The organism is Pseudomonas sp. 8(2025) (assembly GCF_052665325.1).
Window position 1 is genome coordinate 201,422 of the sequence record NZ_JBQOIE010000012.1, and the last position, 26,426, is coordinate 227,847.

The 26,426-nt window shown below is 66.0% G+C and carries 28 protein-coding genes and 1 pseudogene; 13 read left to right on the forward strand and 16 right to left on the reverse strand.

What is annotated here, in order from left to right; translation table 11 throughout:
- Window positions 1–30 precede the first annotated feature (30 nt).
- Genes ACUXVH_RS22515 through ACUXVH_RS22525 form a run of 3 tightly spaced genes read right to left on the reverse strand, consistent with a single transcriptional unit; the run spans window position 31 to window position 2,852 of the window.
- A complete protein-coding gene (locus ACUXVH_RS22515; protein ID WP_065363798.1) occupies window positions 31–729 on the reverse strand; it encodes a hypothetical protein in 699 nt (232 codons plus the stop codon).
- A 12-nt stretch (window positions 730–741) separates the two neighbouring features.
- Complete coding sequence (locus tag ACUXVH_RS22520) at window positions 742–1,635, reverse strand: TIGR03915 family putative DNA repair protein (RefSeq protein WP_065363797.1); 894 nt, start codon at window positions 1,633–1,635, stop codon at window positions 742–744.
- A complete protein-coding gene (locus ACUXVH_RS22525) occupies window positions 1,632–2,852 on the reverse strand; it encodes a putative DNA modification/repair radical SAM protein (RefSeq protein ID WP_065363796.1) in 1,221 nt (406 codons plus the stop codon). The genes ACUXVH_RS22520 and ACUXVH_RS22525 overlap by 4 nt, the downstream gene beginning before the upstream one ends.
- A gap of 178 nt (window positions 2,853–3,030) precedes the next feature.
- Between ACUXVH_RS22525 and ACUXVH_RS22530 the strand changes: the two genes are divergently transcribed.
- On the forward strand, window positions 3,031–3,681 hold the full coding sequence (locus ACUXVH_RS22530) for a sel1 repeat family protein (RefSeq protein ID WP_065363795.1): 651 nt from the start codon (window positions 3,031–3,033) through the stop codon (window positions 3,679–3,681).
- Between the two features lie 54 nt (window positions 3,682–3,735).
- Here ACUXVH_RS22530 and ACUXVH_RS22535 read toward each other — a convergent pair whose 3' ends face one another.
- The gene (locus ACUXVH_RS22535) at window positions 3,736–4,686 is read right to left on the reverse strand and encodes a DMT family transporter (protein ID WP_065363794.1); all 951 of its coding nucleotides are present in this window, start codon (window positions 4,684–4,686) and stop codon (window positions 3,736–3,738) included.
- A 111-nt stretch (window positions 4,687–4,797) separates the two neighbouring features.
- Here ACUXVH_RS22535 and ACUXVH_RS22540 point away from each other — a divergent pair, with 111 nt between their 5' ends.
- Window positions 4,798–5,595: an AraC family transcriptional regulator gene (locus tag ACUXVH_RS22540; RefSeq protein ID WP_019094321.1), complete on the forward strand. Its 798-nt coding sequence runs from the start codon at window positions 4,798–4,800 to the stop codon at window positions 5,593–5,595.
- 11 nt (window positions 5,596–5,606) lie between these two features.
- On the opposite strand, the gene ACUXVH_RS22545 is transcribed toward ACUXVH_RS22540, so the two are convergent.
- The 4 genes from ACUXVH_RS22545 to ACUXVH_RS22560 form a co-directional block, all read right to left on the reverse strand.
- Entirely contained in the window at window positions 5,607–6,404 is a 798-nt protein-coding gene (locus ACUXVH_RS22545; RefSeq protein WP_011060817.1) for a transglutaminase family protein, read from the reverse strand.
- Window positions 6,401–7,351 carry an alpha-E domain-containing protein gene (locus ACUXVH_RS22550; RefSeq protein WP_011060816.1) on the reverse strand — a complete coding sequence of 317 codons (951 nt, stop codon included), beginning with the start codon at window positions 7,349–7,351 and terminating at the stop codon, window positions 6,401–6,403. The genes ACUXVH_RS22545 and ACUXVH_RS22550 overlap by 4 nt, the downstream gene beginning before the upstream one ends.
- A 3-nt stretch (window positions 7,352–7,354) precedes the next feature.
- On the reverse strand, window positions 7,355–8,764 hold the full coding sequence (locus ACUXVH_RS22555) for a circularly permuted type 2 ATP-grasp protein (RefSeq protein ID WP_053157857.1): 1,410 nt from the start codon (window positions 8,762–8,764) through the stop codon (window positions 7,355–7,357).
- A gap of 440 nt (window positions 8,765–9,204) precedes the next feature.
- Window positions 9,205–9,702: an AAA family ATPase gene (locus ACUXVH_RS22560; RefSeq protein WP_065363793.1), complete on the reverse strand. Its 498-nt coding sequence runs from the start codon at window positions 9,700–9,702 to the stop codon at window positions 9,205–9,207.
- Window positions 9,703–9,992: 290 nt separating this feature from the next.
- Between ACUXVH_RS22560 and ACUXVH_RS22565 the strand changes: the two genes are divergently transcribed.
- On the forward strand, window positions 9,993–13,595 hold the full coding sequence (locus ACUXVH_RS22565; protein ID WP_065363792.1) for a transporter substrate-binding domain-containing protein: 3,603 nt from the start codon (window positions 9,993–9,995) through the stop codon (window positions 13,593–13,595).
- 37 nt (window positions 13,596–13,632) lie between these two features.
- On the opposite strand, the gene ACUXVH_RS22570 is transcribed toward ACUXVH_RS22565, so the two are convergent.
- A complete protein-coding gene (locus tag ACUXVH_RS22570) occupies window positions 13,633–14,388 on the reverse strand; it encodes an ArsR/SmtB family transcription factor (protein ID WP_065363791.1) in 756 nt (251 codons plus the stop codon).
- 81 nt (window positions 14,389–14,469) lie between these two features.
- On the opposite strand from ACUXVH_RS22570, the gene ACUXVH_RS22575 reads away from it, so the two are divergent.
- The 4 genes from ACUXVH_RS22575 to ACUXVH_RS22590 all read left to right on the forward strand — a co-directional run bounded on the left by ACUXVH_RS22575 (window position 14,470) and on the right by ACUXVH_RS22590 (window position 17,195).
- Window positions 14,470–15,609, forward strand: a complete 1,140-nt coding sequence (locus tag ACUXVH_RS22575) for a cytochrome P450 (protein ID WP_065363790.1) — start codon at window positions 14,470–14,472, stop codon at window positions 15,607–15,609.
- A complete protein-coding gene (locus tag ACUXVH_RS22580; protein ID WP_047286049.1) occupies window positions 15,606–15,953 on the forward strand; it encodes an antibiotic biosynthesis monooxygenase family protein in 348 nt (115 codons plus the stop codon). The genes ACUXVH_RS22575 and ACUXVH_RS22580 overlap by 4 nt, the downstream gene beginning before the upstream one ends.
- Before the next feature lie 94 nt (window positions 15,954–16,047).
- Window positions 16,048–16,539, forward strand: a complete 492-nt coding sequence (locus ACUXVH_RS22585; protein WP_065363789.1) for a DUF1543 domain-containing protein — start codon at window positions 16,048–16,050, stop codon at window positions 16,537–16,539.
- Between the two features lie 152 nt (window positions 16,540–16,691).
- Window positions 16,692–17,195, forward strand: coding sequence for a GNAT family N-acetyltransferase (locus ACUXVH_RS22590; protein ID WP_019094386.1), 504 nt, complete (start codon window positions 16,692–16,694; stop codon window positions 17,193–17,195).
- A 13-nt stretch (window positions 17,196–17,208) separates the two neighbouring features.
- Here ACUXVH_RS22590 and ACUXVH_RS22595 read toward each other — a convergent pair whose 3' ends face one another.
- Window positions 17,209–18,141: a LysR substrate-binding domain-containing protein gene (locus ACUXVH_RS22595; protein WP_065363788.1), complete on the reverse strand. Its 933-nt coding sequence runs from the start codon at window positions 18,139–18,141 to the stop codon at window positions 17,209–17,211.
- 119 nt (window positions 18,142–18,260) lie between these two features.
- Here ACUXVH_RS22595 and ACUXVH_RS22600 point away from each other — a divergent pair, with 119 nt between their 5' ends.
- Window positions 18,261–18,899, forward strand: a complete 639-nt coding sequence (locus tag ACUXVH_RS22600) for a LysE family translocator (RefSeq protein ID WP_041752745.1) — start codon at window positions 18,261–18,263, stop codon at window positions 18,897–18,899.
- An 11-nt stretch (window positions 18,900–18,910) separates the two neighbouring features.
- On the opposite strand, the gene dmeF is transcribed toward ACUXVH_RS22600, so the two are convergent.
- Window positions 18,911–19,864 carry a CDF family Co(II)/Ni(II) efflux transporter DmeF gene (dmeF, locus tag ACUXVH_RS22605; protein WP_065363787.1) on the reverse strand — a complete coding sequence of 318 codons (954 nt, stop codon included), beginning with the start codon at window positions 19,862–19,864 and terminating at the stop codon, window positions 18,911–18,913.
- 9 nt (window positions 19,865–19,873) lie between these two features.
- Window positions 19,874–20,149 carry a metal/formaldehyde-sensitive transcriptional repressor gene (locus tag ACUXVH_RS22610; protein ID WP_011060804.1) on the reverse strand — a complete coding sequence of 92 codons (276 nt, stop codon included), beginning with the start codon at window positions 20,147–20,149 and terminating at the stop codon, window positions 19,874–19,876.
- Between the two features lie 52 nt (window positions 20,150–20,201).
- Between ACUXVH_RS22610 and ACUXVH_RS22615 the strand changes: the two are divergent.
- Window positions 20,202–20,324 (forward strand): annotated as a pseudogene (locus tag ACUXVH_RS22615) (sensor domain-containing diguanylate cyclase); the annotation flags it as partial.
- A gap of 63 nt (window positions 20,325–20,387) precedes the next feature.
- On the opposite strand, the gene ACUXVH_RS22620 reads toward ACUXVH_RS22615, so the two are convergent.
- The 4 genes from ACUXVH_RS22620 to ACUXVH_RS22635 all read right to left on the reverse strand — a co-directional run bounded on the left by ACUXVH_RS22620 (window position 20,388) and on the right by ACUXVH_RS22635 (window position 22,095).
- Entirely contained in the window at window positions 20,388–20,810 is a 423-nt protein-coding gene (locus ACUXVH_RS22620) for an NUDIX hydrolase (protein ID WP_065363786.1), read from the reverse strand.
- A gap of 22 nt (window positions 20,811–20,832) precedes the next feature.
- Entirely contained in the window at window positions 20,833–21,171 is a 339-nt protein-coding gene (locus ACUXVH_RS22625; protein WP_011060802.1) for an FKBP-type peptidyl-prolyl cis-trans isomerase, read from the reverse strand.
- 76 nt (window positions 21,172–21,247) lie between these two features.
- Window positions 21,248–21,640 (reverse strand): Imm10 family immunity protein, encoded by a 393-nt coding sequence (locus ACUXVH_RS22630; protein ID WP_065363785.1) that lies wholly within the window; start codon window positions 21,638–21,640, stop codon window positions 21,248–21,250.
- A gap of 23 nt (window positions 21,641–21,663) precedes the next feature.
- Window positions 21,664–22,095: a DUF4265 domain-containing protein gene (locus ACUXVH_RS22635; RefSeq protein ID WP_019094391.1), complete on the reverse strand. Its 432-nt coding sequence runs from the start codon at window positions 22,093–22,095 to the stop codon at window positions 21,664–21,666.
- A 185-nt stretch (window positions 22,096–22,280) separates the two neighbouring features.
- Between ACUXVH_RS22635 and ACUXVH_RS22640 the strand changes: the two genes are divergently transcribed.
- The 4 genes from ACUXVH_RS22640 to ACUXVH_RS22655 all read left to right on the forward strand — a co-directional run bounded on the left by ACUXVH_RS22640 (window position 22,281) and on the right by ACUXVH_RS22655 (window position 26,423).
- Window positions 22,281–22,880 carry a LemA family protein gene (locus ACUXVH_RS22640; protein WP_065363784.1) on the forward strand — a complete coding sequence of 200 codons (600 nt, stop codon included), beginning with the start codon at window positions 22,281–22,283 and terminating at the stop codon, window positions 22,878–22,880.
- A 24-nt stretch (window positions 22,881–22,904) separates the two neighbouring features.
- Complete coding sequence (locus tag ACUXVH_RS22645; protein WP_065363783.1) at window positions 22,905–23,915, forward strand: M48 family metallopeptidase; 1,011 nt, start codon at window positions 22,905–22,907, stop codon at window positions 23,913–23,915.
- 9 nt (window positions 23,916–23,924) lie between these two features.
- The gene (locus ACUXVH_RS22650) at window positions 23,925–24,449 is read left to right on the forward strand and encodes a hypothetical protein (RefSeq protein WP_065363782.1); all 525 of its coding nucleotides are present in this window, start codon (window positions 23,925–23,927) and stop codon (window positions 24,447–24,449) included.
- Window positions 24,450–24,599: 150 nt separating this feature from the next.
- Complete coding sequence (locus ACUXVH_RS22655; protein ID WP_011060792.1) at window positions 24,600–26,423, forward strand: monovalent cation:proton antiporter-2 (CPA2) family protein; 1,824 nt, start codon at window positions 24,600–24,602, stop codon at window positions 26,421–26,423.
- The last annotated feature ends 3 nt before the right edge of the window (window positions 26,424–26,426 follow it).

Here is a 26,426-nt window from a genome sequence, read left to right on the forward strand (position 1 = left end):
CAGGATGCCAGCCGAAGGCGGGGCTCCCCCTCAGAGGCTGATACCGAACAACATCAGCACCTGTTGCGTTCCATCCACCACCAGCAGCGCGGCCTGGGATGCCATCAAGGTGTAGAAAAAGCTCGCGATCAACACGCAGAGCTCGAACCAGACGAACATCGGCCAGTTGCTGGCGCGCAGCGGCCGCTCCTGCATGAGCTGCCTCACGCCGTTGCGTGGCAGGTGATAGACGATCTCGAACACCTTGGTCTCGCGAAAATTCTTGAACACTGCATACATCACGGCAAAGCCGGTGACAGCCGCCATCCACCAGAAACCGACCAGTTCCACCCCGCTCTGCCCCTGGGACTGGAGGCTGGCGCTCTGTTGAAAAAAATGCATGCCCACCGCTGAAACCAAAGGCATCACGACCCCGAAGTAGACCACCAGCCCCAGGCTGGCCATGGCCACACCGCTGGCAAAGACACTGATGCGGATCACCCAGGCGAGAAACCCGGGGGAAAACTTCGAATAGGCCCTCTGGGTTTCGATCACCAGCAAGGGGATCAGCATGGTCAGCACTCCAACCGCGATGTCCACGACCTTGAACCCGGTCTTGGGCAGCAGCAGCGCCGCCAGGAAGGTCACGCCGCGGCTGCCCACCCGCCACATCATCTTCGCGTCGTCAGTCACTCCCTTCGACCAGAATTCCTCGGTAATGCCCTTGCCGTCATCCACGCCGTCATCCATTGGCTGCCTGCCTCATTGTTCAAAGCCGCCCATTGTCAGGGAAGGCCCTGGGGCCTGCCCAGCGCTATCGCCGCGCGGCTGGCCGATCCGCTTGCCTGGCCGTGCTGCCACCTGGCTGGCCTGCCCGTCGCGCTGCTTGCCGTGGCGGGCCTGGTTGATCAGTGCCGGAATCAGCGGCCCCTCCGGCAGGTGCTTCCAGAAGCGCGCCGGCAAATGCCCCTGCATCACCCGGGGGTTGAGCCGCGCCGGGTTGAAGATATGGCTGTAGTAGGCCAGCCACAGCTCGCCCCCGGGGTCTTCACCGGCCTGGGCCAGTTGCCGCCAGGCGCTGGGGCAGCGCCTGTGGTGGTGCAGTTGCGTACCGTCGAAATACACCCCGTCCCGGGGCGTGGCGATCATCCAGCGGTGGCGCCCCATGCGCCCGATGAAATGCCGGCTGGCCTGGGCCAGGATGTCGTGGGCCGGCTCGTGCCAGGCCACGTATTCAGGCTGCTCGGCCAGCTGTGAGCGGCCCGCGGGCAAGCTGACGAAGCGCACGAAGGCATGCAGGTGATGGGCCTCGCGGTCGACTTGCTTGATTCGCCGCTGCAACTCGCTGCCCAGTTGATCGCCGCTGAGCATGGCCGTGCGGTCGCCATGGCTGACCCGCCACAGCACCTCGTACAACAGGCTCCAGCGCTGCTCGCCGCGATAGCAGGCGGCCCGTTCCAGCAGCTCCAGCAGGGCCAGGGGAATCCGCGCACGAAACGGACCGGGCTGCTCAGGGCAAGCCTCATCGCTGGCGAACAGATCGGCCTCCTGCGTCCCGGACCAACTGACCCGGCTCGGGTCGATGGAATGGCTGAGCAGCCAGCGCGCCTGCTGGCGCCAGGTGTCGAACAGGTCGTCACAGTCCAGGCTGATCATCCCCAAAGCCCCATCTGCTGCGGTTGCGGGCGTTCCCGCAGTTGCTGGTAGAGCAGCGCGCTGCTGGTCTCCGCCTGCTGCGGGTGATAGTCGCTGGTGATAAAGAACGGCCTGGCCTTGCTCAGCACACAGCGCATGCGCGCCAGGTCCTCGTAGCGGATACGCCGCTCGCGGCGCAGTTCCACCAGGCGCTGGGTAGTGCGCAGGCCGATCCCCGGAATGCGCGAGATCATCGCCGGTTCGGCACGGTTCAGGTCCAGGGGAAACACGCTGCGGTTGTCCAGGGCCCAGGCCAGCTTGGGGTCCATGTCCAGGGCCAGGTGCCCCGGCCCCTGGAACAGTTCGTTGGCGCTGAAGCCATAGCCGCGCAGCAGGAAGTCGGCCTGGTACAGGCGGTGCTCGCGCATCAGCGGTGGCGCGGCCAGGGGTACGCTTTTCGGGCTGTTGGGAATCGGGCTGAAGGCCGAGTAATAGACCCGGCGCAGGCGGAAGTTGCCGTACAGCGCCTCGGCGCTGTGGAGGATGGTGCTGTCGTCGGTGTCATCGGCGCCGACGATCATCTGGGTGCTCTGCCCGGCCGGGGCGAAGCGCGGCGCCCGGGGCTCGTTGAGCACCGTCTGCTCGCCGGTATAGATGGTGCCCATGGCCTGCTTGATCGAACCCAGGTGCTTTTCCGGGGCCAGGGCCTTGAGGCCCTGGTCGGTGGGCAGCTCGACGTTGACGCTGAGGCGGTCGGCGTAGCGCCCGGCCTGCTCGATCAGCAACGGGTCGGCGTCGGGGATGGTCTTGAGGTGGATGTAGCCACGGAACTCGTGCTCTTCGCGCAGCAGCCTGGCCACCTGCACCAGTTGCTCCATGGTGTAGTCCGCCGAGCGGATGATCCCCGAGCTGAGGAACAGCCCGCTGACGCAATTGCGCCGGTAGAAATCCAGGGTCAGGCGCACGACTTCCTCGGGGCTGAAGCGTGCCCGGGGTACGTCGCTGGAACGGCGATTGACGCAGTACTGGCAGTCGTAGAGGCAGAAATTGGTCAGCAGCACCTTGAGCAGCGAAACGCAGCGCCCGTCCGGCGTATAGCTGTGGCAGATGCCCATGCCATTGCTCGAACCCAGCCCGCTCTTGCCTTCGGAACTGCGCTTGGGCGCGCCGCTGCTGGCGCAGGAAGCGTCGTACTTGGCGGCATCGGCGAGGATGCTCAGCTTGTCGATCAGTTGCATGGTCGGGCCCGGATACTGTTTTTATATACAGTACAGAGTAAAACCCCGGGACCACAAGAGAGCTGCCGGGGGGAAATTGAAAAAAAACGTCTCGCCACCCCGTCGGCAGCCTGGAGCTATTGGCGAAAATCCTTAAGATACCCCCCGCGCCCACGCCCCCTGGAAAGGACTCTGCCCCATGCATCGCCTCTACCGTTTCTGCCTGTTCGGCATGGCCTTGCTGTCGAGCATTGCCGCCAGCGCCGCGCCCACCGACCAGGAACTGATCGCTGCCCTGTACGCCAAAGTCCAGGCCCGGCAGGACTGGCAGGCCCAGGCCAGGCAATGCCCCGGCGACAACATGCCGGCCAGGGCCGCGATACGGGCCACGCAGGCCAACCGCTGCGAAACCCCGGAGCAGCTGGGGGCCTGCCTGCAGCGCTGCGAGGCCGGCGACGGCAACGATTGCTACTGGCTGGCAACCACCCTGCAACAGGCCAAAGGGCCTGCCGAAGGCTATGAACCGCTGTACCAGCGCGCTTGCAGCCTGGGCCTGGTCTCCGGCTGCACCAACCGCGCCGCCGGCATGCTCACGGCCGACGCCGACAGCCAGGGCACCCGGTACTGTGCAGTGCAGACCTTCAACAAGGCCTGTGAGCTGGATGACCCCTGGGCCTGCACCATGTACGGCTTCCACCTGAGCCGGGGCATAGGCGTAGCGCCCGACGCCGATCTGGCGCTGAAGGTGCTGGATAAGTCCTGCAAGCACGGCCCCGCCGACCCTGCCTGCAGCGGTGCCCGCCAGTTGCAGGAAGACATTCGCAACGCCCTTGAGGCGGCGAAACGTTGAATCGTCCCGGGAACGGTCTCGCTGGCAGGAGCCGACTTGCCAGCGCCCGGGCGTTCAAGAACCGCGCGGCGCCACCGGGCTTTCGCGATTGCGCTTGAAACGCTGGCGCAGCCATTCGTAGCCGCTGACCATGACAATCCCCGCCAGCACCAGCAACGCGCCGAAAATGAAGTTCGGCTCCAGCGGCTCATGCAGCAGCCAGACCCCGAAACCGATGCCGAACAGCGGGGTCATGAACGACAGCACGCCCAACCGCGAGGCCGGGTAGCGGCGCAGCAGGGTGAACCAGATCAGGAAGCTGGCGAACGACACCACCAACACCTGGAAGCCCAGGCTGGCGACCACCAACGGAGTGAAATGGATGCTGGTCTGATCGCTCAGCAGCGCCGCCAGCCCGAGCCAGACAAAGGCCCCCAGCAGTTGATACTGCAGGGTCCGGGTGGTGGGGCTGGAGGCTAGCCGCGAACAGCGCACCACCACGGTGGTCGCGCCCCAGGCGACCCCGCCCAGCACCCCGAGAAAATCCCCCAGCAGCACATGGCTGCCACCGCCGTGCCCGGCCGCGGCGGGGCCGCTAAAGGCCACGACTATGCCGCCAAAGGCCACACCGATACCCAGCCACTGCGCGGGTTTCAACCGCTCGGCCGGCATCAGCCAGTGCAGCCCCAGGGCGGCGAAGATCGGCGCGGTATAGAGAAAGATCGCCATGTGCGAGGCCGTGGTGTAGCGCAGCCCTTCACCCACCAGCAAAAACTCCAGGGCGAACAGCCCGCCCACCAGCAGGCCCGGGCGCCAATGGCCGTCGCCCAGCCCCAGGCGCTCGCCGCGCCAGCACATCAGCAGCCCCACCAGCAGCGCCGCGCCGCCGGAGCGCAGGGCAATCTGCAGCACCGGGGCGATGTCCGATGCAGTGGCCTTGAGCGCCACCTGCTGCAGGCCCCAGATCGCGCACAGGCCGACCATCAGGCTGCAGGCGGTGGCATCCAGGGGTTGGCGAGTGGCCATGGCAGATCCTTCATCGAGAAAAAGTGATGAAGGATTGTCCGCCTGACAGTTTTCCTAGATATAGTTTTAATCCGCCAGCCCATAGCACTTATCCGCCAACCGGTGCCCGCCGTGAACAAAGCCGCGCAACAGTTGCACCTGCCACCTTTCAGCGAAGCCCTGCCGGCGCCGATCTTCTTTCGCGCGGCCAACCTGCCGGCCCACGCCACCTACCCGCGCCACCGCCATCCGTGGGGCGAGTTCGTCTATGCCTACAGCGGGGTGATGGAAATCGAGCTGGGCGACCACCATTACCTGGCGCCGCCGCAGTACGGCATCTGGCTGCCGCCGAATGTCGAGCACATGGGCTTCAACCGCCACGAAGCCTGCCACTGCTCGCTGTACCTGGCGCCCGAGCTGTGCACCGCCCTGCCCGCCCGGCACTGCGCCCTGAGCCTCAGCCCGCTGGTCCTGGCGCTCCTGGACGACTTGCGCCAGGCGCCACCGGGCCTGCCCCAGAGCGACGAGCAACAGCGCCTGCTGCAGGTGCTGGTGGACAAGCTGGGGCATGCCTCCTGCGCCGGCAGCTACCTGCCCTCTTCCGACGACCCGCTGCTGGGCCCGGTGCTGCGCACCCTCAAGGCCAACCCAGGCGACCCGCGCTCGCTGCCGCAACTGGCCCATGCCGCCAACACCAGCGAACGCACGCTGATGCGGCGCAGCCAGCGCGAGCTGGGCATGTCACTGGTGGAATGGCGCCAGCGCCTGAAGGTGGTGCAGGCCCTGGCCCTGCTGGAACAGGGACGGACCGTGGAAAGCATCGGCCTGGACCTGGGCTACAGCAGCGCCTCGGCCTTTATCAGCATGTTCCGGCGGATGATGGGCACCACCCCGGATGAATACCGCCGCCAAGCCATGGGCCGCGACTGAGCCCGGCGCGCCTATTGATGCTGGACCTGCATCATGGAACTGACCTGCACCTGCGCGTGCATCTGCTCCGCCCCGCCACCGCGACGCATGCCGCGTACCGGGCAGGCGTCCAGATAATCCAGGCCCACCGCCAGTTTCAGGTGGCGCTCGGGGCGGTCCAGGCGGTTGGTCACGTCGAAGCTGTACCAGCCGTCATCCAGCCAGGCTTCGGCCCAGGCATGGCTGGCCAGGTGGCTCTGGTCCTCGGTGCACAGGTAGCCGGACACGTAGCGCGCCGGTATGCCCAGGCTGCGGGCGCAGGCCAGGAACGCATGGGTGTGGTCCTGGCAGACGCCGGCGCCGCCGGCAAAGGCTTGCGCGCCGGTGCTGCCGACCCCGGTGGCGCCAGGGCTGTAGGGCATGTGCTCGGCCAGGGCCTGCATCAGCTCGATCAGCGCGGCGCGATCGCGGCGCTCGCCACAATGCTGTCGGGCAAAGTCGCTCAGGGCCGGGTCGGCCTTGCTCAGGTGGCTGCTGCGCAGGAACGGCAGCGGCGACTGGCTGTCGCCCTCCACTTCGCGCAGCGGGTCGATCTGCACTTCGCCGAAGGCGCTGAGGACGATCGCGCCGTGGGGCTCGTCCAGGGTCATGACGTGGAGGATGTTGCCGTAGGGATCGCGCTGGGCACGCACCCGCCGCGGCAGCTCCAGGTGCCATTGGAGGATCTGCTGGCGCAGGCTGTTCTGGGGCGTCAGGCGCAGGAACTGGATGCTGGTGCAGACTTCATCGGTGTAGCTGTAGGTCGTGTCGTGACGAATGGACAGTTTCATACCACCTCCAGATAGGACTCGTGCACGGTTTGCCCCAGGTGGCGGATCTGAGCGATGCAGTCGGTCAGCCACTGGTGCAGCCCGGAGTCGAGAATCTCGTTGATCCCGGTGTAGCGCAGCCGCGCATTCAGCTCGGCGGCCAGGCGCTGTGCCGGGCGGCCGTTGTCCCCCGGCAGGGCGGCGAGGATCTGGTCCAGCTCCTCGACGCAGGCGTGCAGCGAGCGCGGCACATCGGCGCGCAGCAGCAGCATTTCGGACACCTGCTCGGCCCCCGGGGCGTTGCGGTAGATCTCGTTGAACGCCTCGAAGGAGGACAAGGCGCGAAGCAAGGCGCTCCACTGGTAGTAGCCGCGGGCCGAGTCGTCGCTGACCTCCTCGGACTCCTCGCCGAACATTTCATAGCGCGCATCCAGCAGGCGCAGGGTGTTGTCGGCGCGTTCGATAAAGGTCCCCAGGCGGATGAAGCGATAGGCATCGTTGCGCATGATGGTGCCGGCGGTAGCGCCGCGGAACAGGTGCGAACGCTCCTTGACCCACTCGCAGAACTGGCTGATGCCGTAGCGCCCCAGGCCGTTGCGGGCGATGTTGCGCATCTCCAGCCAGGTGGCGTTGATATTTTCCCACATGTCGGCGGTGATCCGCCCGCGCACCGCGTGGGCGTTGCTGCGTGCCGCGCGCAGGCAGCAGTAGATGCTGCCCGGGTTGCTCTCGTCGAGGGCGAAGAAATGCAGCATGCGCTCGCTGTTGAGTTCGCCGTGGCGCTGGTGGTAATCATCCAGGGTGCCGGCGGCCAGCAGCGACATGGCCAGTTCGGCCTGGCCGTCGCCGCGCCCGGCCTGGGGCATCAGCGACAGCGAATAACTGACTTCGAGCATGCGTGCCAGGTTCTCGGCACGCTCCAGGTAGCGGGACATCCAGTACAGATCGGCTGCGGTTCTTGAAAGCATGGTTCAGTCCTCCACCACCCAGGTGTCTTTGGTCCCGCCGCCCTGGGACGAGTTGACCACCAGCGAGCCCTCGCGCAACGCGACCCGGGTCAGGCCGCCGGGCACCAGGCGGGTTTCCCGGCCCGAAAGCACGAACGGCCGCAGGTCGATATGCCGCGGCGCGATGCCGCTTTCGACAAAGGTCGGGCAGGTGGACAGCGACAGGGTCGGCTGGGCGATATAGGCCTCGGGCCGGGCCTTGATCCGCACGCGGAATTCCTCGATCTGCGCCGCCGTGGCCGCCGGCCCCACCAGCATGCCGTAGCCGCCGGACCCCTGGGTTTCCTTGACCACCAACTGCGCCAGGTTGGCCAGCACGTGGGACAGTTCGGCGGGCTTGCGGCACTGCCAGGTGGGCACGTTCTTGAGGATCGGTTCCTCGCTGAGGTAAAAGCGGATCATCTCGTCCACATAGGGGTAGATCGACTTGTCGTCGGCCACCCCGGTGCCCACGGCATTGGCCAGCACCACGTTGCCGCAGCGGTAGGCGGCGATCAGCCCCGGCACCCCGAGCATGGAATCGGGGTTGAACGACAGCGGGTCCAGGTAGGCGTCATCCAGGCGTCGGTAGATCACGTCCACCGCCTGGGCACCGGCGGTGGTGCGCATGTACACCCGGTCGTCACGCACGAACAGGTCGGCGCCTTCCACCAGTTCCACGCCCATCTCCCGGGCCAGGAACGCATGTTCGAAATAGGCACTGTTGAAGCGCCCCGGGGTCAGTACCACCACGGTCGGGTTATCCAGGGGGCTGGAGCTTTTCAGGGTGTCCAGCAGCAGGTTCGGGTAATGGTCGATGGGCGCGATGCGCTGGGCGGCGAACAGTTCGGGGAACAGGCGCATCATCATCTTGCGGTCTTCGAGCATGTAGCTGACACCGCTGGGAGTGCGCAGGTTGTCTTCGAGCACGTAGTAGCTGCCGTCGCCGTCGCGCACCAGGTCGACCCCGGCGATATGGGCATAGATGCCGCGGTGCAGGTCCAGGCCCTGCATCGCCACCTGGTAGCCCTCGTTGGCCAGCACCTGTTCGGCGGGGATGATGCCTTCCTTGAGAATCCGCTGGCCGTGATAGAGGTCGGCGAGGAACAGGTTCAGCGCCTGCACCCGCTGGATGCAGCCGCGCTCCACGGTGCGCCATTCGCTGGCCTTGATGCTGCGGGGAATGATGTCGAAGGGAATCAGGCGCTCGGTGCCCTGCTCGTCGCCGTACAGGGTGAAGGTGATACCGGCGCGGTGGAACAGCAGGTCGGCTTCGCGCCGGCGCTGGTCCAAAAGTTCCAGAGGAGTGTCCGCCAGCCAGCGGGAAAACCCCTGGTAGTGAGGCCGGCAGACGCCATCGGCAGCATACATTTCATCAAAGAAAGCGCGGGACATAGCCAACTCCTTGCCGTGACGTGAACGGCTTTTTATTTGAACCCTGTGTGTGCGTGACCCGGCTTCGAGCGTGAGGGGCCCAGCCCCCCTGAAAGAGTGATAGCAATCGCTATGCCGCAAATGCACGGTGCGCCGCCCCGGAGGTGGCCCGTGGCAAAAATGACCTCTTGGCGACAAATAGATTCAAAAAAGAGACATAAAGAACGCTGGAGAACATCCAGCAGCAAAGCCCCAGCAGCGTAGCCGGCGCCGCTCGCGGCCCTGCGCGAACAGAATCGGTGCACAAAGCCCCCGCGCTGCATGTTTTGCCCCGTTATCGGGAGTTTTCCGGCCAATGCCGCCCCACAGCGCGGCCTTGAGGCGCCATCGCGGGGCCCTGAGCACTGACCATCAGCGCACCATCAAGGTTCAAAGACTTGGCGCCGCTGCCCCCGGCAACCTCAGGCGCCCGGCAGGCACGCCAGAATCACGGCCAGCGCCTGCTGCGGTGAGAGCTGCGCGGTGTCCAGGCGCAGCGGCGAGCTCGCCCAGGGCTGATAGTCATGCTCGAGCACCGATTTCCAGCTGGGCGGGCGCAGGCCCGGCACGTCCAACTGGCGGGTCTCGACCCGGCGCCGATGCTCCGCAAGATCGGAGCACACCACCTCGATCTCCAGCAGCCTCACCCCCTGTCTGCTGGCCAGGGCCTGCCAGGCCTGGCGGCTTTCCTGCACCGGATTGACGCAGTCGGCCAGTACCCGATTGCCCAGGGCCAGGTTGGCCTCCGCCAGTTGCAGGGCAATTTGGTAGCCGGCCTTGCCCACCTGCGCCAGGCCAGCGTCACGCAGGCCCTGTTCGATGCTGTCGATGCGCAGGTAGGTGGCCGCCAGGTGTGGCGCCAGGGTACGGGCGATGGTGGTCTTGCCGGTGCCCGGCAAGCCGCTGAAAACGATGAGCATGCAAGGCCCTGCCAACGTTGAAGGACGCACAGCTTTACCACTATTGCCACAGGCGTCCAGCCCCGGGCTTGAGGACGGGCCGCCACTAGCCCTGATCCAGGGACGCCCGACCACCGCCCGGCAGCGCACTTGCCCAAGCCCCGGCAACCCAGGAAAATGGGCCGATTTTCTGCGCCCTCCCGTGATCTATATTGACTTCCAGCATTGACGGTAGGCTCTTGTATGGTGGCTGCTCAGCCTGCCACTCCTTCTCGACTCATCCTTGGGCCGTTATTCGTTCAGGAGCCCCAATGCCTCGCTTCATCCTGCCCATGCTGATGTGGCTGACATGCCTCCCGGCGATGGGCGACCCCGCGCGCGCCTTGCAACTGCTCAACTATGAATCTCCCCACCACCAGCCACTGCCATTGAGCGGCGACGATTGGCAATGGCTGCGCAACAAGCGTGAACTGGTTCTGGGCACCTCGCAGCAAAACCTGCCACCGCTGGAAATGGTCAACGAAGCCAAGGAATACGAAGGCATCACCGCCGACTATGCCGGCCTGCTGGGCGATGCCCTGGGCGTGAAGATCAGCGTTCGCGCCTATGACACCCGCGAGCAGGTGTTCAGTGCCCTGGCCAAGGGTGAGATCGACTTCATGGGCAGCGTCACTCAAGGCGAGGCCGAGCGACGTCAACTGTTGCGCAGCCAGACCTATCTGGCCACTCGCCCGACACTGGTCGCTCGCCTGGGGGATTCACCGTCGCTGAAAAACGGTTTGCAGGGGTACAGGCTGGCCATTTCCCTGGACACCATCAGCCTGCCCGTGGCCCAGGCCATGTACCCCAAGGCCCGGATCGAAAGCTACACCAGTGCCGATGCGGCCATGGCCGCGGTAGCCTTCGGCGATGCCGACATGCTGCTTGGCGACGCGGTGCTGGCGCAGTTTCTGATCTCGCGCAACTACAGCGACTACCTGCGGATCATCTACAGCGGCCCTGCCAGCACCAGCGGCTTTAGCTTCGCGATGGCCCCGGACAACCAACGCTTGCAGCACCTGCTCGACAACGCGCTGCAAGCAGTCCACAAGGAACAGGGCACCAGCATCCGCAATCGCTGGGGCGACCGTCTGCTGCTGAGCATGGAGAAAACCAGCCTGACGGCCGAGGAACAGCGCTGGATCGAAAACAACCCGGTGGTGCGCATTGGCATTCACCGCTACCTGCCGCCGATGTCCTACTTCGACGCCGACAACAATTACCTGGGCATTACCGCCGACCTGCTGACCATGCTGGAGGCCAAGACCGGGCTGAGCTTCGACATCACTGCGCTGCCCAGCTTCAAGGACCTCAACGAGGCCGTGCGCAACGGCCGGGTGCAGATGGTTGCCGACCGGGCGCGCACCCCAGAGCGCGAAACCTACCTGCAATTCACCCGGCCCTACCTGGTCGGGCCCTACATGCTGGTCACCCGCGACGCCGCCGATGCGCCGAAAAGCCTCGAAGACATGGCCGGCAAGACCCTGTTGATCGGCAGCGGGCATGCCCTGGTATCGCAGCTGCACCACCGCTATCCACAGATCCGCATCAAAGAGGTGCAGACCAACTTCGAAGCCCTGTCGCTGCTGCGCGACCACAAGGCAGACGGCACGGTGCAGGCGGAAATCGCCGTCAGCTTCAACCTGCCGCGCATCAAGGAGGACCAGCTCAAGGTCAGGCCAGCCCTCGACCTGCCGTTGCTCAATGAATCCTTTGCCGTGCGCCGTGACCAGCTGGAGTTGTTCAGCATCATCGACAAGTCCTTGCGCAGCATCTCGCCCGACGCCATCACCGAGCTCAACAATCGCTGGCGCTCCAAGGCCGCCGTCGCCCCGCCCTCCTGGCGCGACTACCGCACCACCCTCTACCTGGCCGGGGCCGGTTCGATACTCCTGTTACTGATCTCCCTGGCCTGGGGCTACGCCATGCGTCGCCAGGTTCGCCAGCGCGAAAAGGCCGAACACGCCCTCAACGATCAGTTGCGCTTCATGGACGCACTGATCAACGGCACGCCCAACCCGATCTACGTGCGCGACCTGAAGCGGCGCCTGGTGATCTGCAACGACAGCTACCTGAAGAGCATGGGCACCGATCGCCAGAGCATGCTGGGGACCGATCTCGAACAATTGGCGGTGCCCGAAGCCGAGCAGTTCTCCAAGGACTTCCAAAGCATCTTCGACGGCGGCCCGCCCTTGCTGATCGACCGTACGGTGCATATCCGCGGCCAGGAGATGCGGATCTACCACTGGATGCTGCCCTATCGAAATGCCGAGGGCGAAATCCAGGGCATCATCGGCGGCTGGCTGGACATCAGCGAACGCCAGCAACTGCTGCAAGAGCTGACCCAGGCCAAGGATGAGGCAGACAAGGCCAACCGGGCCAAGACCACCTTCCTGGCCACCATGAGCCATGAGATCCGCACGCCCATGAGCGCGGTGCTGGGCATGCTCGAACTGGCGCTCAAGCGCGCCGATCAGGGCCAGTTCGACCGGCCCTCGATCGAGGTGGCCTACAGTTCGGCGCAAACCCTGCTGGAACTGATCGGCGATATCCTCGACATCGCCCGGATCGAGAGCGGCCACCTGAGCCTGAGCCCGGAGCGGGCCAACCTGCGGGGGCTGGTGGAGCCGGTGTTCCGGGTCTTCGACGGCCTGGCCCGGCAAAAGGGCCTGCGCCTGGAATTGGAGCTGGACAGCCACGCCGCTGACGACGTGCTGGTGGATCCACTGCGTTTCAAGCAGATCCTCTCCAACCTGATCAGCAATGCCATCAAGTTCACCCAGCAAGGCGGTGTACAGGTGCGCCTGGCAACCGGGCCCAGCGAACCGGAGTACCTGGCGTTGCTGCTGACGGTCAAGGACAGCGGTATCGGCATCGCCGCCGACGATCTGCAACAGCTGTTCAAGCCTTTCAGCCAGGTGCTCGGGCAGCATCAGGATGCCCGTTCCGGCACTGGCCTGGGGCTGGTGATCTGCCGCACCCTGTGCGAAATGATGGGCGGCACCCTGACCCTGCACAGCCAGCCCGGGCTGGGCACCGAGGTGCGGGTGCAACTGCGCCTGAGCCGCCTGCCCGCCCTGCCGCAGGCCCCCACCGTGCTCCCGCCTGCCGCGCCAGCGGTCGCCGCGCGGCAGGCGCTGCACATCCTGGTGGTGGATGACAGCCAGGCCAACCGGCAGTTGCTCTGCGAGCAGTTGAAGTACCTCGGCTACTCGTTGAGCCAGGCGAGCAATGGCGCCGAGGCGTTCAAGATCTGGCGAGAGGAGCCCTTCGACCTGGTCATCACCGACTGCAACATGCCGGTCATGAGCGGCTATCAACTGGCCCGGCATATTCGCGCGAGCGAACGCGAACAGCAGAGCGCGCCCGTGCACATCCTCGGCTTTACCGCCAATGTCCAGCCCGAAGAGGAACAGCGCTGCCGCGATGCCGGAATGAACGGCTGCCTGTTCAAGCCCATCGCCCTGCCCGACCTCGATCTGCGCCTGCGCTCCCTGGCCGCCCTGCCCCGCGTGCAATCGCAGGCCCCCCGCGAGCGCTACGACATCCAGCAACTCGACTACCTCACCAATGGCAACCCCAAGGTCATCCAGCGAGTACTGCGCGGCTTGCACCAGAGCAACCAGAAAGACCTCATGGACATCCGCGAGCAGCTGGCCAGCGAGACCCACCAGGGGGTTGCCGACCTGGCCCACCGGATTCGCGGCGCGGCGCAAATCATCAAGGCACAGGTGCTGATCCAGCAATGCGAATACCTGGAGCGAGCCTGCCTGCAGGGGGCCGCCAGCACCGAGATCAAGGCCGCACTGGCTCGCCTGGAGCAGGCCATGCTGGAGCTCGATCGCGACCTGCTCGATGCCCTGCAGCCCGAATGATGCACGGCCCGGGCTCTCGAACTGGAGCTTGCAGGCTTCAGCCGCCGAGGCGTTGCAATTCAATGACGGCCGAGGACGACAGCGGCCGGGCCGGCTGGATCAGGGCCATGCCAAAGCGCTTGCTGATGTAGCGTCCGCCGGTGCCGGTCAGGCTCAGGGCGCGGCTGTCCAGGTCCCGGATCAGCCATTTGCGCTCCAGCAAGGCCTGCAACAGCGCCGCCCCCAGGGCGCCCCCCAGGTGCGGACGGCGCATGCTCCAGTCCAGGCACGGGCAGGCAAAGCGTCGACGCAAGGCCTTGAGCCCGGCCACCTCGATCCCCAGGCTGCGGAAAAACTCTTCGCCGCTGTAGCTGACCCGGTAGGCCTCACCCTCCTCGGCCGCCAGCAACCAGCCGGCCTCGAACATCCGGTCGTGCAACTGCACCCCCAGGGTGCCCGCCAGGTGGTCGTAGCAGGTACGAGCGAACTGCAGGCGGTCCGGGGTGCGCGGGGTGAAGCTGGGTGCGCGGCCCTGGCCGATCACCATCAGCGCCTCCAGGGCCTGGGCCACCAGCGGGTCGCCGAGGCAGTAGTAACGGTGCCGGCCCTGGACCTGCACCCGCAATAGCCCCGCCTCCTTGAGCTTGGCCAGATGGGCGCTGGCGGTAGAGGTGCTGACCTCGGCAATCGCCGCCAGCTCGGTGCTGGTGCGTGCGTGGCCGTCCATCAGCGCACAGAGCATGCGGGTGCGCGCCGGCTCGGCGATGGCCGCCGCCACTTGGGATACCCCTATGTCGTTCTGCACTACATTCATATTTCGCTCCCTGACGAATCGTGTCTTCGAAAGGGTCAGGATAGTAGCAGCCTGGATATCTGCAGAACAAAGAGATAAATCATGGACGCGATCAGCGCTGCTACTCACTCAGACCCGTACTTCTACTACACCCGCCTCCGCGCCCGGGGCGGCCTGACCTACGATTGCGCCCTCAGGCTATGGGTCGCCAGCAGCGCCGCGGCGGTGGCAGCGGTGCTCGACCACCCGGCCTGCCAGGTGCGCCCCAGTACCGAGCCGGTACCCCAGGCAATTGCCGGAAGGCCGGCCGGGCAGCTGTTCGGCCGCCTGATGCGGATGAACGATGGCCCGCGCCAGCGTTGCCCGCGTGCGGCCATCGAGCCGGCCTTGCAGGGTCTCTGTACCGCCGGGTTGGAGGCCCATCTGGCCAGGTGGCAACCGGCCCTCGTGGCTCCGGCCTGCGCCGCCGACCTGCAACACTGGCAGTTCGTACTGCCGGTGGCGTTGCTGGCCAGCCTGCTTGGCGTCCCCGCCGAACAGTGCGAAACACTCGCCCGGCGCACCGGGGAATTCGTCGCCTGCTTCTCGCCCCTGAGCGATCAGCCCCGATTGCAGGCCGCCGACCGGGCAGCACTGGAGCTGGACGCGCAGATGCAGGCCCTGGTGCAGGCCCCGCAACACAGCCCGCTGCTGCGGCAGATTCTCGACCGCAGTGGTGAGCTTGCTCCAGCGGACCTGCGGGCCAATCTGGCGGGCCTGCTGGCGCAGACCCATGACGCCTGCGCCGGCCTGGTCGGCAACAGCCTGGTCGCCCTGCTGGCTGCACCGGCCATGCAGCAGCGCCTGCGCCAGGAACCGGGCCTGCTGGGCGACTGGCTGCTGGAGCGCCAGCGCCTGGACCCGCCGGTGCAGAACACCCGGCGCTTCGTCACCGCGCCCTGCACCGTGCACGGCGTGGAACTGCAAGCCGGCGAAACCATTCTGGTGCTGCTGGCCGCGGCCAACCAGGACCCGGCGCTAGCCGCCATTACCGGCAGCAACCCGGCGCATCAGGGCTTCAGCTTCGGCGCCGGAGCCCACCGCTGCCCTGGCCGGGAGCTGGCCCTGGGCATAGTCCAATGCCTGTTGCGCGCCCTGTTGCAGGGCCCCGGCCTGGATGCACTGGCCCTGGACTGGCAGTACCTGGCCTCGGTCAACGGGCGTATTCCGCTGTTCAGCGACCGCGGGGAGGCCGAACAATGATCGCGGTGATCTTCGAAGTACTGCCAGCTTCGGGCCAGCGCGACGCCTACCTGGAGCTGGCGGCCGGGCTGAAAAACCAGCTGGGGGAGATCGACGGTTTCATCTCCATCGAACGTTTCCAGAGCCTGGCCCAGCCGGAAAAACTGCTGTCCCTGTCGTTCTGGCGTGACGAGCAGGCCGTGGCCCAGTGGCGCAACCTGGAATGCCACCGCCAGGCGCAGGCCCGGGGCCGCGGTGAGGTATTTGCCGACTACCGGCTGCGGGTGGCGACGGTGCTGCGCGACTATGGACTGCAAGAGCGTTGCCAGGCCCCTGCGGACAGCCGCCGGTTGCATGGCCGCTGACACCGTTGGCCTTGGCCCGGCGCCCGGCTTGAGGTAAAACGTGCGCCCGCGGTGGCGGCACGCGCCACCACCTAGCCCGGAACAAGGAGCCTGCATGCTGTTTGTGGTGATGCTGGGGGGCAAGCACCCCAGAGCGAAAATCGAAGTCCATGATGTGCAGTTCGTGGTCGCCGACAGCCTCGAAGCGGCCTACCCGCAACTGCGCGAAGGCTGGTTCGGCAGCCAGGCGGGGCTGCACATCGACTCATGGATGCGGGTGGACGGTATCGACGACTACAGGCTCGAACTCAGCGCCCTGGCCCCGGCGGCGGATGCGCCGCGCCTGTACTTCATCAACCTGGGCGGCTATGAAGCAGCGACCTTCGGCGAAGCCCACCGTTACCTGCTGGTGGTGGCCCGGGACAAGGCGCAGGCCAAGGCCAAAGGCAAGCAGCAGATGCTTGCCCACTGGCACAAATCCCACACCGATGCCCTGCTGGACGTCGACGACTGCCTGCCCATCGACCTGGCGGACGGCCGCTACGTGCACCTGGTGAAGGGCCCTCACCAGGGCATCGTGCAGCACAACGACTACATCATCCTGTAGCCGCCGGCTGGCCGGCGAAGGCGGTCTTGCGGGCCCTTTCGCTGGCAAGCCAGCTCCTACAGGGGCGGTGTGATCCTGTGGCAACCGGCTGGCAGGCCAGTGAAGCGCGCGCAGGCCGGCTATGCTGGCGTTTTTCTTCAGGGAGCAGAGCCATGCCGCTATGTTTGCGCAACGCACAGCAAGCCGACACCCAGCGCCTGAGCCAGATCGCCCGCCAGACCTTTGCCCTCGCCTGCCCGCCGGACACCCCGGCAACGGAGATCGAGGCCTTTATCCAGGAAAACCTGCTGCCCGAACATTTCAGCGCACTGCTGGAAGCCCCCGGCAAACAGTTGCGGGTGCTGCTCGATGACAACCGGGTCATCGGCTACAGCCTGGTCAACCTGCACCCGCAGGACCTCGGGGTGGCCGGTGCCGACGGCATCGCCGAGCTGACCCGTTGCTACCTGGATGCCGCCCACCATGGCAGTGGCGCCGCCCAGTTCCTGCTGGCACAGACCCTGGCACAACAGCCCGGCCCCCTGCGCCTGACCGTCAACGAACACAATGCCCGGGCGATCCGTTTCTACCAGCGCAACGGCTTTGTGAGGGTCGGCGAAACCCTGTTCCCCTGCGGCGCCGACCTGCACCGCGACTGGGTCATGCTGCGCCGTTGAAGCGGCCCCGCCATCAGCCCGCGCCAGGCGTCAGGTCAGCCAGTTCAAGGTCATCGATGGATACCACTTGCTCCAGCAGAAAGGCGCGCAGGCCGTCGATCTGTTCCCGGCGCGGGCTGTCCAGCAGCCACACCAGGTAATAGCCGTCCCCCGAGGCCAGCGCACGGGGAAACGGCAGGCTGACCAGGCCCTGGCGGATGTCCTCGGCCACCAGGTACAGGTCGGCGATGGACAGCCCGTGGCCACGCATGGCCGCGCAGATCGCCTGGTCCAGGGTGTCGAAGACGTTGCCCCGGTCCAGCCGTACCTGCCCCAGCAGGCCCTGGGCCTGCAGCCAGCGCCGCCAGTCGCGGCGGTCCGCCGAAGGGTGGATCAGTGGCGCCTCCCTGAGCCGTTCCAGGGTCCAGGGCGGCGCATCCACAGCCTCCGGAGGGCCGATGGGAATCAGCCACTCATCGAACAGCTTGCAGGCCTCGACCCCGGCGCCGAACTGCCCGTTGCCCAGCAGAATCGCGCAGTCATAGGGCTCGGCATGAAAATCCACATGATCGAAATCCATCCACACGCTGGCCAGTTGCACCGCCAGCGACGGCTGCTGGTGCTTGAGCTGGTCCAGGGCCCGCAGCAGCCAACGCATGGTCAGTGTCGAAGGGGCCTTGAGGCGTAATTGGCCACTGCCGCTGCGCAGCGGCAGACAGGCGTCCTCGATGATCCGGAACCCGGCCTTGAGCTCCCGGGCCAGGCGCTGCCCGACGTCAGTGAGTACCAACCTGGGGCCGTGGCGCTCGAACAGGCGGCAGCCGAACTGGCTTTCCAGGGTGCGGATATGCCGGCTGATGGCGCTTTGGGTCAGGGACAGCTCCTCTGCGGCCCGGGTGAAGGAGCTGGAACGGGCCGCCACTTCAAAGGCGCGCAAGGCATAGAGCGGCGGCAGGGACTCGACCATCGGCAAGCACTCAGCATGATTAAAAATCATAGTAGGTCACAGCTTTTTGCGTTTTTCAACGCAGGCTCAAGCCTTCAGGCTAGGGCCTTTGCCAATGATCGAGGAGTTGCCGGGTGGATGTGAACATGTCGTTATTGCTGGCCTATACCCTGAGCGTGCTGATGCTGGTGGCGACCCCGGGGCCGGTGGTGGCGCTGATCGTCAGCACCAGCATGAACGCCGGCCCGCGCCAGGCGCTGCTGACCGCCCTGGGCACCAACGCGGCGTCGTTGCTGCTGGCCCTGCTGGCGGTGCTGATGCTCTCCGGCGGGCTGGCCCTGGACCCACGGCTGATCCACTGGATCAGCGTGCTGGGCTGCTGCTTCATTGCCTGGCTGGCCGTGCAGGGGTTGCGCGAGGCCGCCGCCCAACCCGCTGCGCAAGCACCGGCCAAGCCCCTGGCCGGGCGCGGCAGGGGCCTGGCCACCGGCTTTGTGGTGGGCATCGGCAACCCCAAGGACATCATCTTCTTTGTCTCGTTCTTCCCCCAGTTCATCCAGGTCGGCCGCACCTTCGAACACAGCGCACTGCTGCTGACCCTGGTCTGGGTACTGATCGACCTGGCGGTGCTGGGGGCCTATATCCTGGTGGCGCGCCAGGGCTTCTCGCTGAAGTACAAGCGCCTGGTGACGGGGGTGTCGAGCCTGGTGCTGCTGGCAGTGGCCGTGGTGGGGCTGGCCTATTCGCTGCTGGAACTGTACCGCCCGGGCGCCACCTGAGGCGCCCGGCTTCAGACGCTGCGCAATTCCAGGGTCAGGTGCGACAGCCCGGGCAGCGCGGCCAGGCGCGCACGCACGGTCTCGGCACTGAGCGAGGCCCGGGCCACCACACTGACAATCGCCGCCCGGGCCCCGGGGCCCACCTGCCACACGTGCAGGTCGACGATACTGGCATCCCCCGGCCCTTCCACCGATGCGCGGATCTGCCCGGCCACCTGCTCATCACTGGCATCGAGCAGCACCGCGGCGCTGGACTTGATCAGGGCATAGGACCAGCGGGCAATCACCAGCGCGCCGACAATGCCCATCGCCGGGTCGAGCCAGACCCAACCCAGGTAGCGCCCGGCCAGCAGCGCGGCAATGGCCAGCACCGACGTCAGGGCATCGGCCAAAACATGCACATAGGCCGAACGCAGGTTGTTGTCGGCCCCGGCCCGGTGCGACTGGTGATGCTCGTGATGCTCGTGATCATGAGAGTAGCCGTGGGAATGGCCATGATGGTCGTGCCCCCCGCCCAGCAGCCAGGCGCTGAGAATGTTCACCAGCAACCCCGCCACGGCGATCAGCGTGGCTTCGCCAAAGGCTACGCGAGTGGGCTGGAACAGCCGCACCAGGGATTCGCCGGCAATGCCCAGCGCCACCAGGCCGAGAATGATGGCCGAGGCAAAGCCCGCCAGGTCGCCGACCTTGCCGGTGCCGAAACTGAAACGCCGGTTGCCGGCATTGCGCCGGGCAAAACCGTAGGCCGCCGCCGCGATGCCCAGGGCCCCGGCGTGGGTGGCCATGTGCAGCCCATCAGCCAGCAGGGCCATGGAACCGGTGAGGTAACCGGCGACGATCTCCCCCGCCATCATCACCACCGTCAACAGCACCACCCACAGCGTGCGGCGGGCGTTGTCGTCGTGATCAGCACCGAGAAACTGATGATCGTGGGCCAGGTGTGCAGCCTGCTGAGACAGGTTCATGAGCGGCTCCTACTTGGAATAACGGCGGATGGCTTCAAGCAGTTCATCCACGCCCCGGGCCCGCTCGGCATCGCTGAGCTCGGGGTTGGCCACGTGCTCCAGGGCATGGGCTTCGATGATCTCGCCCATCAGGCCGCTGATGGCGCCCCGAGTGGCGGCCACCAGGTGCAGGGTCTTGCCGCAGTCGGCCCCGCTTTCCAGGGCTCGCTCCACAGCCTGGACCTGGCCGAGAATGCGCCGGACCCGCTTGAGCAACTCATCTTTCTGCGCGTGAGTGTGCGACATACCTATACCCCCTATACCTATATAGAGCGCATCTTGCTCCCCTGCCCTCGACAACGCAAGCCGGCCCGACGATGCCGAACGGTTCAAGCGCAGCCAGTATTTTGCGCGGATCGACACCTGGGACTGGGAGGTCGATACCCAGCGCCTGTACTGGTCGGACATGCTCGGCTTCCAGGCGATGTACGAGGCCCGGCGCAGCGGCAACAACCACTACCGTCTCGGACAATAAACCGCTTGCCTAGGCCTCGGCGCCTTCGCCCAGCAGGCGTTGGCGCAGGAATCCCAGGGCGCCCTGGAACAGCGGGTGCCATTGCTCCGACGGCAGGCTGGCCAGGGGCTGCCAGAAAAACTCGAACCGATGGCCGCCGTCATCCGCGGCGAAATGGCTCCAGCTTTCCGGCAACGGCGCTGGCACCCGGCATTCATGGAAGGCCCACACCTGGCCGCAGAAACCCGAATGCCAGAGCCCCAGGAAACCGCTTTCCCCGGCCTGGACACCGGCCTCTTCCGCCAGCTCGCGAACGGCTGCAGTAGCCGTGGACTCCCCCGCCTCCACCGTGCCCTTGACCAGTTGCAGGCCGGCCAGCGGATGGCGGAAAGCCAGGATCTCCAGCTCGGTGGAATGGCGCAGCACCACCGGGCAGGCTTTATTGGCACGCATCGGCCCCTCGCTCCTCAAGCCTTCAATCGTCCCGGGTCAGCACTTCCAGCAACTCGATCTCGAAGATCAGGTTGGAATTGGGCGGGATGGCGCCCATGGAACGCTCGCCATAACCCAGGTGCGCCGGCACCAGCAGCTTGCGCTTGCCGCCCACCTGCATGCCCATCAGGCCCTGGTCCCAGCCCTTGATCACCCGGCCGGTGCCGATCACGCACTGGAACGGCTTGCCACGATCATAGGAGGAGTCGAAGCTGCTGCCGTCCTCCAGAAAGCCCCGGTACTGGGTGGTGATCAAGGCGCCCTTGACCACAGCCTTGCCGTCGCCCGGCTGGATATCGATGACCTGCAATTCGTCGCTCATGGTTCACTCCCGTTCAAGCATTGCCCCGTCACGGGACTGCGGCGCGCTTTTTCGCAGAATTGCCCCGGCTTGGCAATCACTGTGGCGCCACCTCGATCAGGGTATCGGTATCGAGAAAGATCGCCCCCAGCGCCATCGCGACCTCCTCGACGCTGGCGAGCCCCGGCTTCCAGCTGATCTCAAGGCTGGGCAAGCCCCGGCACCAGGCCTGGGAATCGCCAAAATGCAGGGTCAGGCGGCCCGGGGCCAGCAGCACCTGGTGGATGCCGCCATAGCCGGACACTGCCTGGCCGCCCAGTTCCACATGGTAAGTGTCCATGCCCAACTGCCGGTCCTGCTCGTCAAAGCATTCGGCGCGCTGCAACAGCAGGTAGTGCCCGGGCTGCTGCCCGTCGTCGGCAAAGCCCAGGATCTGCACCTCGTCTTCAGTGCAGGCACTGTAGCCAGTGGCATGAAATTTCAAACTCATCGCTCCTTGCTCCTTATTCGCGGTCACTGGCGCAACAGCCCGCTTTCATAATCCAGCCAATCCTGCTCAAAGCACTCCTGCAGGTACTCCAGCACGCTGTCCAGCGACACCGAGGCAGGCACATTGACAGCAAGGAACGCCTTGCTCATGCCTTCCCAACTGCAGCCCAGGGCGTTGATCCGCGCCAGCACCTCGGGGGTCCGGGCCCTGCCGGCGTCAAAGAACACCAGGCGCAACGTGCTGTTGCCACTGCTGCGCCCGACCCGCCTGAACCACTTCAGGCCATCGGCCTCCACCTGGACTTCGACGTCGTCCTCGTAACAGGCATCCTGGGAGTAGAACGGAAGGTTGGCGATACGGTACAGGCCATCGGGCTGGCGTTCGGCCCAGACCCCTTCGCTGGCCACCGGCGGATAGTCGTCCACCACCGTCAACCTGAGCATGATCTTGTCCATCACCTGTCCCTGGTTCATTGAATAAAAGGCAGCGGTGCCCTTCGGTCCCCGCGCAAGCCGAGCGCTTTTTCGCAGAATTGCCGCCCCTTGGCAATCATTGACGGGTCGCCGGCGAAGGTGTGTCACCGAACAGGAAGATTCCGTTACCATTGCCGCCCCCACGCCTCACTCGATAAGGACATCCCATGGCCACCGCCGATATCGTCGCCCTGGTGCTGCTCGCCGCTCTGGCGCTGTACCTGGTCAGCCTCTACAACCGCCTGACCACTCGGCGTACCCGTCTGCGCAATGCCTTCGCCCAGATCGAGGTGCAACTCAAGCGCCGCTACGACCTGATCCCCAACCTGCTGGAAACCGTCAAGGGCTACCTGCAGCACGAGCGCCAGACCCTGACTGCCCTGGCCGAGGCCCGCAACAGTGCCCGGGATAGCCTGCAAGCGGCTGCTGCGCAACCCGGCGACAGCGAACGCATCGCCCGCCTGGGCCAGGACCAGGGTGCCCTGGACCAGGTCCTCAACCGCCTGCACCTGAGCCTGGAGGCCTACCCGGAACTCAAGGCCTCGCAGAACATGGCGCAACTCAGCGAAGAGCTCACCAGCACCGAGAACAAGGTCGCCTACGCGCGCCAGGCCTTCAACGACGCCGTGACCGACTACAACCTGTGCAAACAGCAGGTGCCGGCGCTGTTTTTCGCCGGGCTGTTCGGCCACCGGGCCGATGCCGCCCTGCTGCAATTTGCCGACAGCGCGCGCATTCAAGACGCCAGCAAAGTCTCCTTCCAGTAACTGCACCTGCCCCCGGAAACCTGCATGAAGTTCTTTCAACACCAGGCCCGAGCCCGGCGCCACACCCTCAAACTGGTGCTGTTGATGACCCTGGCGGTAGCCACCCTGGTCAGCCTCAGCAGCCTGGGGCTGGGCCTTGCATGGCGCGAGCTGAGCCAGGAATACAAGCAGCCCAAGGTCTTGAGCTGGACCGCAGTGGCCGTGGTGGCGCTGCTGATGCTGCTGGTGGTGCTGCTGGGCAGTTGGTACAAGAGCTGGCGCCTGCGGGCCGGCGGCAAGGTGATCGCCGAGCATCTGGGCGGGCGCCTGATCAACGACTCTCCACGAGGCAGCGAGGAACAGCGCCTGCTCAATATCGTCGAGGAAATGGCCCTGGCCTCGGGCGCCACCATGCCTGCGGTGTATGTGCTGCCGGAAGACGGGATCAACGCCTTCGCCGCCGGACTGACCCCGCAGCAGGCCGTGCTCGGCATCACCCGCGGAGCCCTGGTCCACCTCGACCGCGACGAGTTGCAGGGCATGGTGGCCCATGAGTTCAGCCACATTCACAACGGCGACATGCGCCTCAACACCCGCCTGCTGGCCGTGATCCACGGCCTGCTGGTGTTCAGCCTGGCGGGCATCGCGGTGCTGCGCCAGGCTGAAAAGCAGCACCTGGGCAGCGACCGCCACCGCTTCTTCTGGCAGATCATCTTCGCCGTGCTGGGCCTGGCCCTGCTGGTCTTCGGTTCCCTGGGCAGCCTGCTGGGCAACCTGATCAAGGCCGCCATCTGCCGTCAGCGCGAGTTTCTCGCCGATGCCTCGGCGGTGCAGTTCACCCGTAACCCCCAGGGCATTGCCGGCGCCCTGAAAAAGATCGGCGGCAGCAGCGCCGGTTCGCGCCTGCGCGCCTTCGCCGCCGCGCAGTACAGCCACCTGTATTTTCACCAGGGGGTGAAACTGCGCCTGGGCCGCCTGATGGCCACCCACCCACCATTGGCCACGCGCATCCAGCGCCTGGACCCGCAGTGGGATGGGCGCTTTGCCCCCCTGTAGGAATCCCACGTGCCTGACGATCCACGCCTGAATCCCGCCGCACAACCCGAGCACCTCCAGGCCGCCGCCAGTCTGCTGGGCCAGCGCCTGCAGGCACTGACCCACGCCCAGTATCTGTACAACGGGCAGGTGCTGACCGATGGCTGTGGCGCCCTGCAACTGGATGGCCAGGACGGCAGCCAGGTCAGCCTGTTCCTGCTCGCTGACGGGGAAAGCGTCGGCGCCGCACAAAGGCCCATGCGCCTGCCTGAGGGCTTTGAACTCGAGGCCGGCGTGCGCTGTGCGTGGGAGGCCCGCGACCTCTTGCCCAGGCTGGCGGCCAGCCACCTGCAGGGCGCATTGATCGTCCGGGTGCAGGGGCTGTTCGACAACTGGCCAGAACTGGGACGCACCTTTCTCTGCGGTTTTCGGATCGACTTCGACAGCGGCGACTTTGTGGTTTTCTACAACCAGGGCGATGACGCCACTGCCCTGCTCAACCAATTGCCATCTGACACCCAGGGGGCCCACAGCCTTTGGCGCGACCTGCTCTGAAGGACCGCAAACCCGGCCACGGCCTTTGTCCTGAATTCATTTTTTTGCGCCGATCATCGCGGCGACCAACCGCCGCTGAAAGCGTCACCGATGGCTGTCTATCATCAGCCATGGAACCTTCCGCGCAGCGTTTTACCTGGAGTCCTGCCCATGCCCCATGAAGGCAACCTGCTACAAGCCGCCGTCGTGTTCCTCTGCGCCGCCGTGCTCATCGTGCCCCTGGCCAAGCGCCTGCAACTGGGGGCCGTGCTCGGCTACCTGCTGGCCGGGGTGCTGATCGGCCCCTCGGTGCTGGGCCTGGTGGGCAACCCCCAGAGCGTCAGCCATATCTCCGAACTGGGGGTGGTGCTGCTGTTGTTCATCATCGGCCTGGAGCTGTCGCCCAAGCGCCTGTGGGTGATGCGCAAGGCGGTGTTCGGCGTCGGCCTGGCCCAGGTGCTGCTGACCGGGATGCTGATCGGCGTGGTGGCGCTGTTTCTGTTCGGCCAGTCGCTCAACAGTGCCATTGTCCTGGGCCTGGGCCTGGCCCTGTCGTCCACCGCCCTGGGCCTGCAAAGCCTGGCCGAACGCAAGGAGCTGAACAGCCCTCATGGGCGCATGGCCTTCGCCATCCTGCTGTTCCAGGACATCGCCGCCATTCCACTGATCGCCATGGTCCCGGTGCTGGCCGGTGGCGATCACCACACCAGCAGCGCCGAGGACCTGCGCCACGGCCTGCAAGTGCTGGGCAGCATCGCCGTGGTGGTGGTGGGCGGGCGCTACCTGCTGCGCCCGGTGTTTCGCATCGTGGCCAAGACCCGCTTGCCGGAAGTCTCCACCGCCACTGCCTTGCTGGTGGTGATCGGCACCGCCTGGCTGATGGACCTGGTGGGCGTGTCCATGGCCCTGGGCGCCTTCCTCGCCGGCCTGCTGCTGGCGGACTCGGAATACCGCCACGAGCTGGAAGCACAGATCGAACCCTTCAAGGGCCTGCTGCTGGGGCTGTTCTTCATCAGCGTCGGCATGGGCGCCAATATCAGCCTGCTGCTCAGCGCGCCCATCGCGGTGCTGGGCCTGACCCTGCTGCTGATCGCCCTCAAGCTGCCGCTGCTGTTCGTGGTCGGGCGCCTGGCCGGTGGCCTGGGACGCGAGAGTGCGGTGCGCCTCGGGGTGGTGCTGGCGGCGGGCGGCGAGTTCGCTTTCGTGGTGTTCAAGATCGGCCGCGACCAGGGCCTGTTCGAGCCCCGCCTGTATGACCTGCTGGTGCTGACCATCACCCTGTCCATGGCCCTCACCCCACTGCTGTTGCTGGCCTGCACCCGCTGGCTGAAACCCAAGGCCAAGCCGGTGGAAATGCCCGCCGAGTACCGCCGGATCGATTCCGACGGGCCGCGGGTGGTGATTGCCGGCATGGGCCGCATGGGGCAGATCGTGGCGCGGATCCTGCGGGCACAGAAAGTGCCCTTCGTGGCCCTGGACACTTCGGTGGAAACCATCGAACTGATCCGCAGTTTCGGCGGCATGCCGGTGTTCTACGGCGACCCGTTGCGCCCGGAGATCCTCAGCGCGGCCAAGGTCGGCGAAGCGGAGTACTTCGTCATTGCCACCGACGACCCGGAAACCAATATCAAGACCGCCGAGCAGGTCAGCCGGCTCTACCCGCACCTGAAGATCATCGCCCGGGCGCGCAACCGCCAGCACGTGCACCGGCTGGTGGACCTGGGGGCCCAGGCGGTGCGGGAGACCTACTATTCCAGCCTGGAAATGAGCCGCCGCACCCTGGTGGGGCTGGGCTTGAGCCAGGCCCAGGCCGATTCGCGGATCCAGCGTTTCACCCAGCACGACGAACAACTGCTGGCGGCCCAGCATGCCGTCTACGACGACGCCGCCAAGGTCCTGCAAAGCGCCCAGGAAGCCCGCGCCGAACTGGCCCGGCTGTTCGAAGCCGACGAACAGGACGAACAGATCGAAAGCCCGCTGCCGCCGATGCGCTGAGGC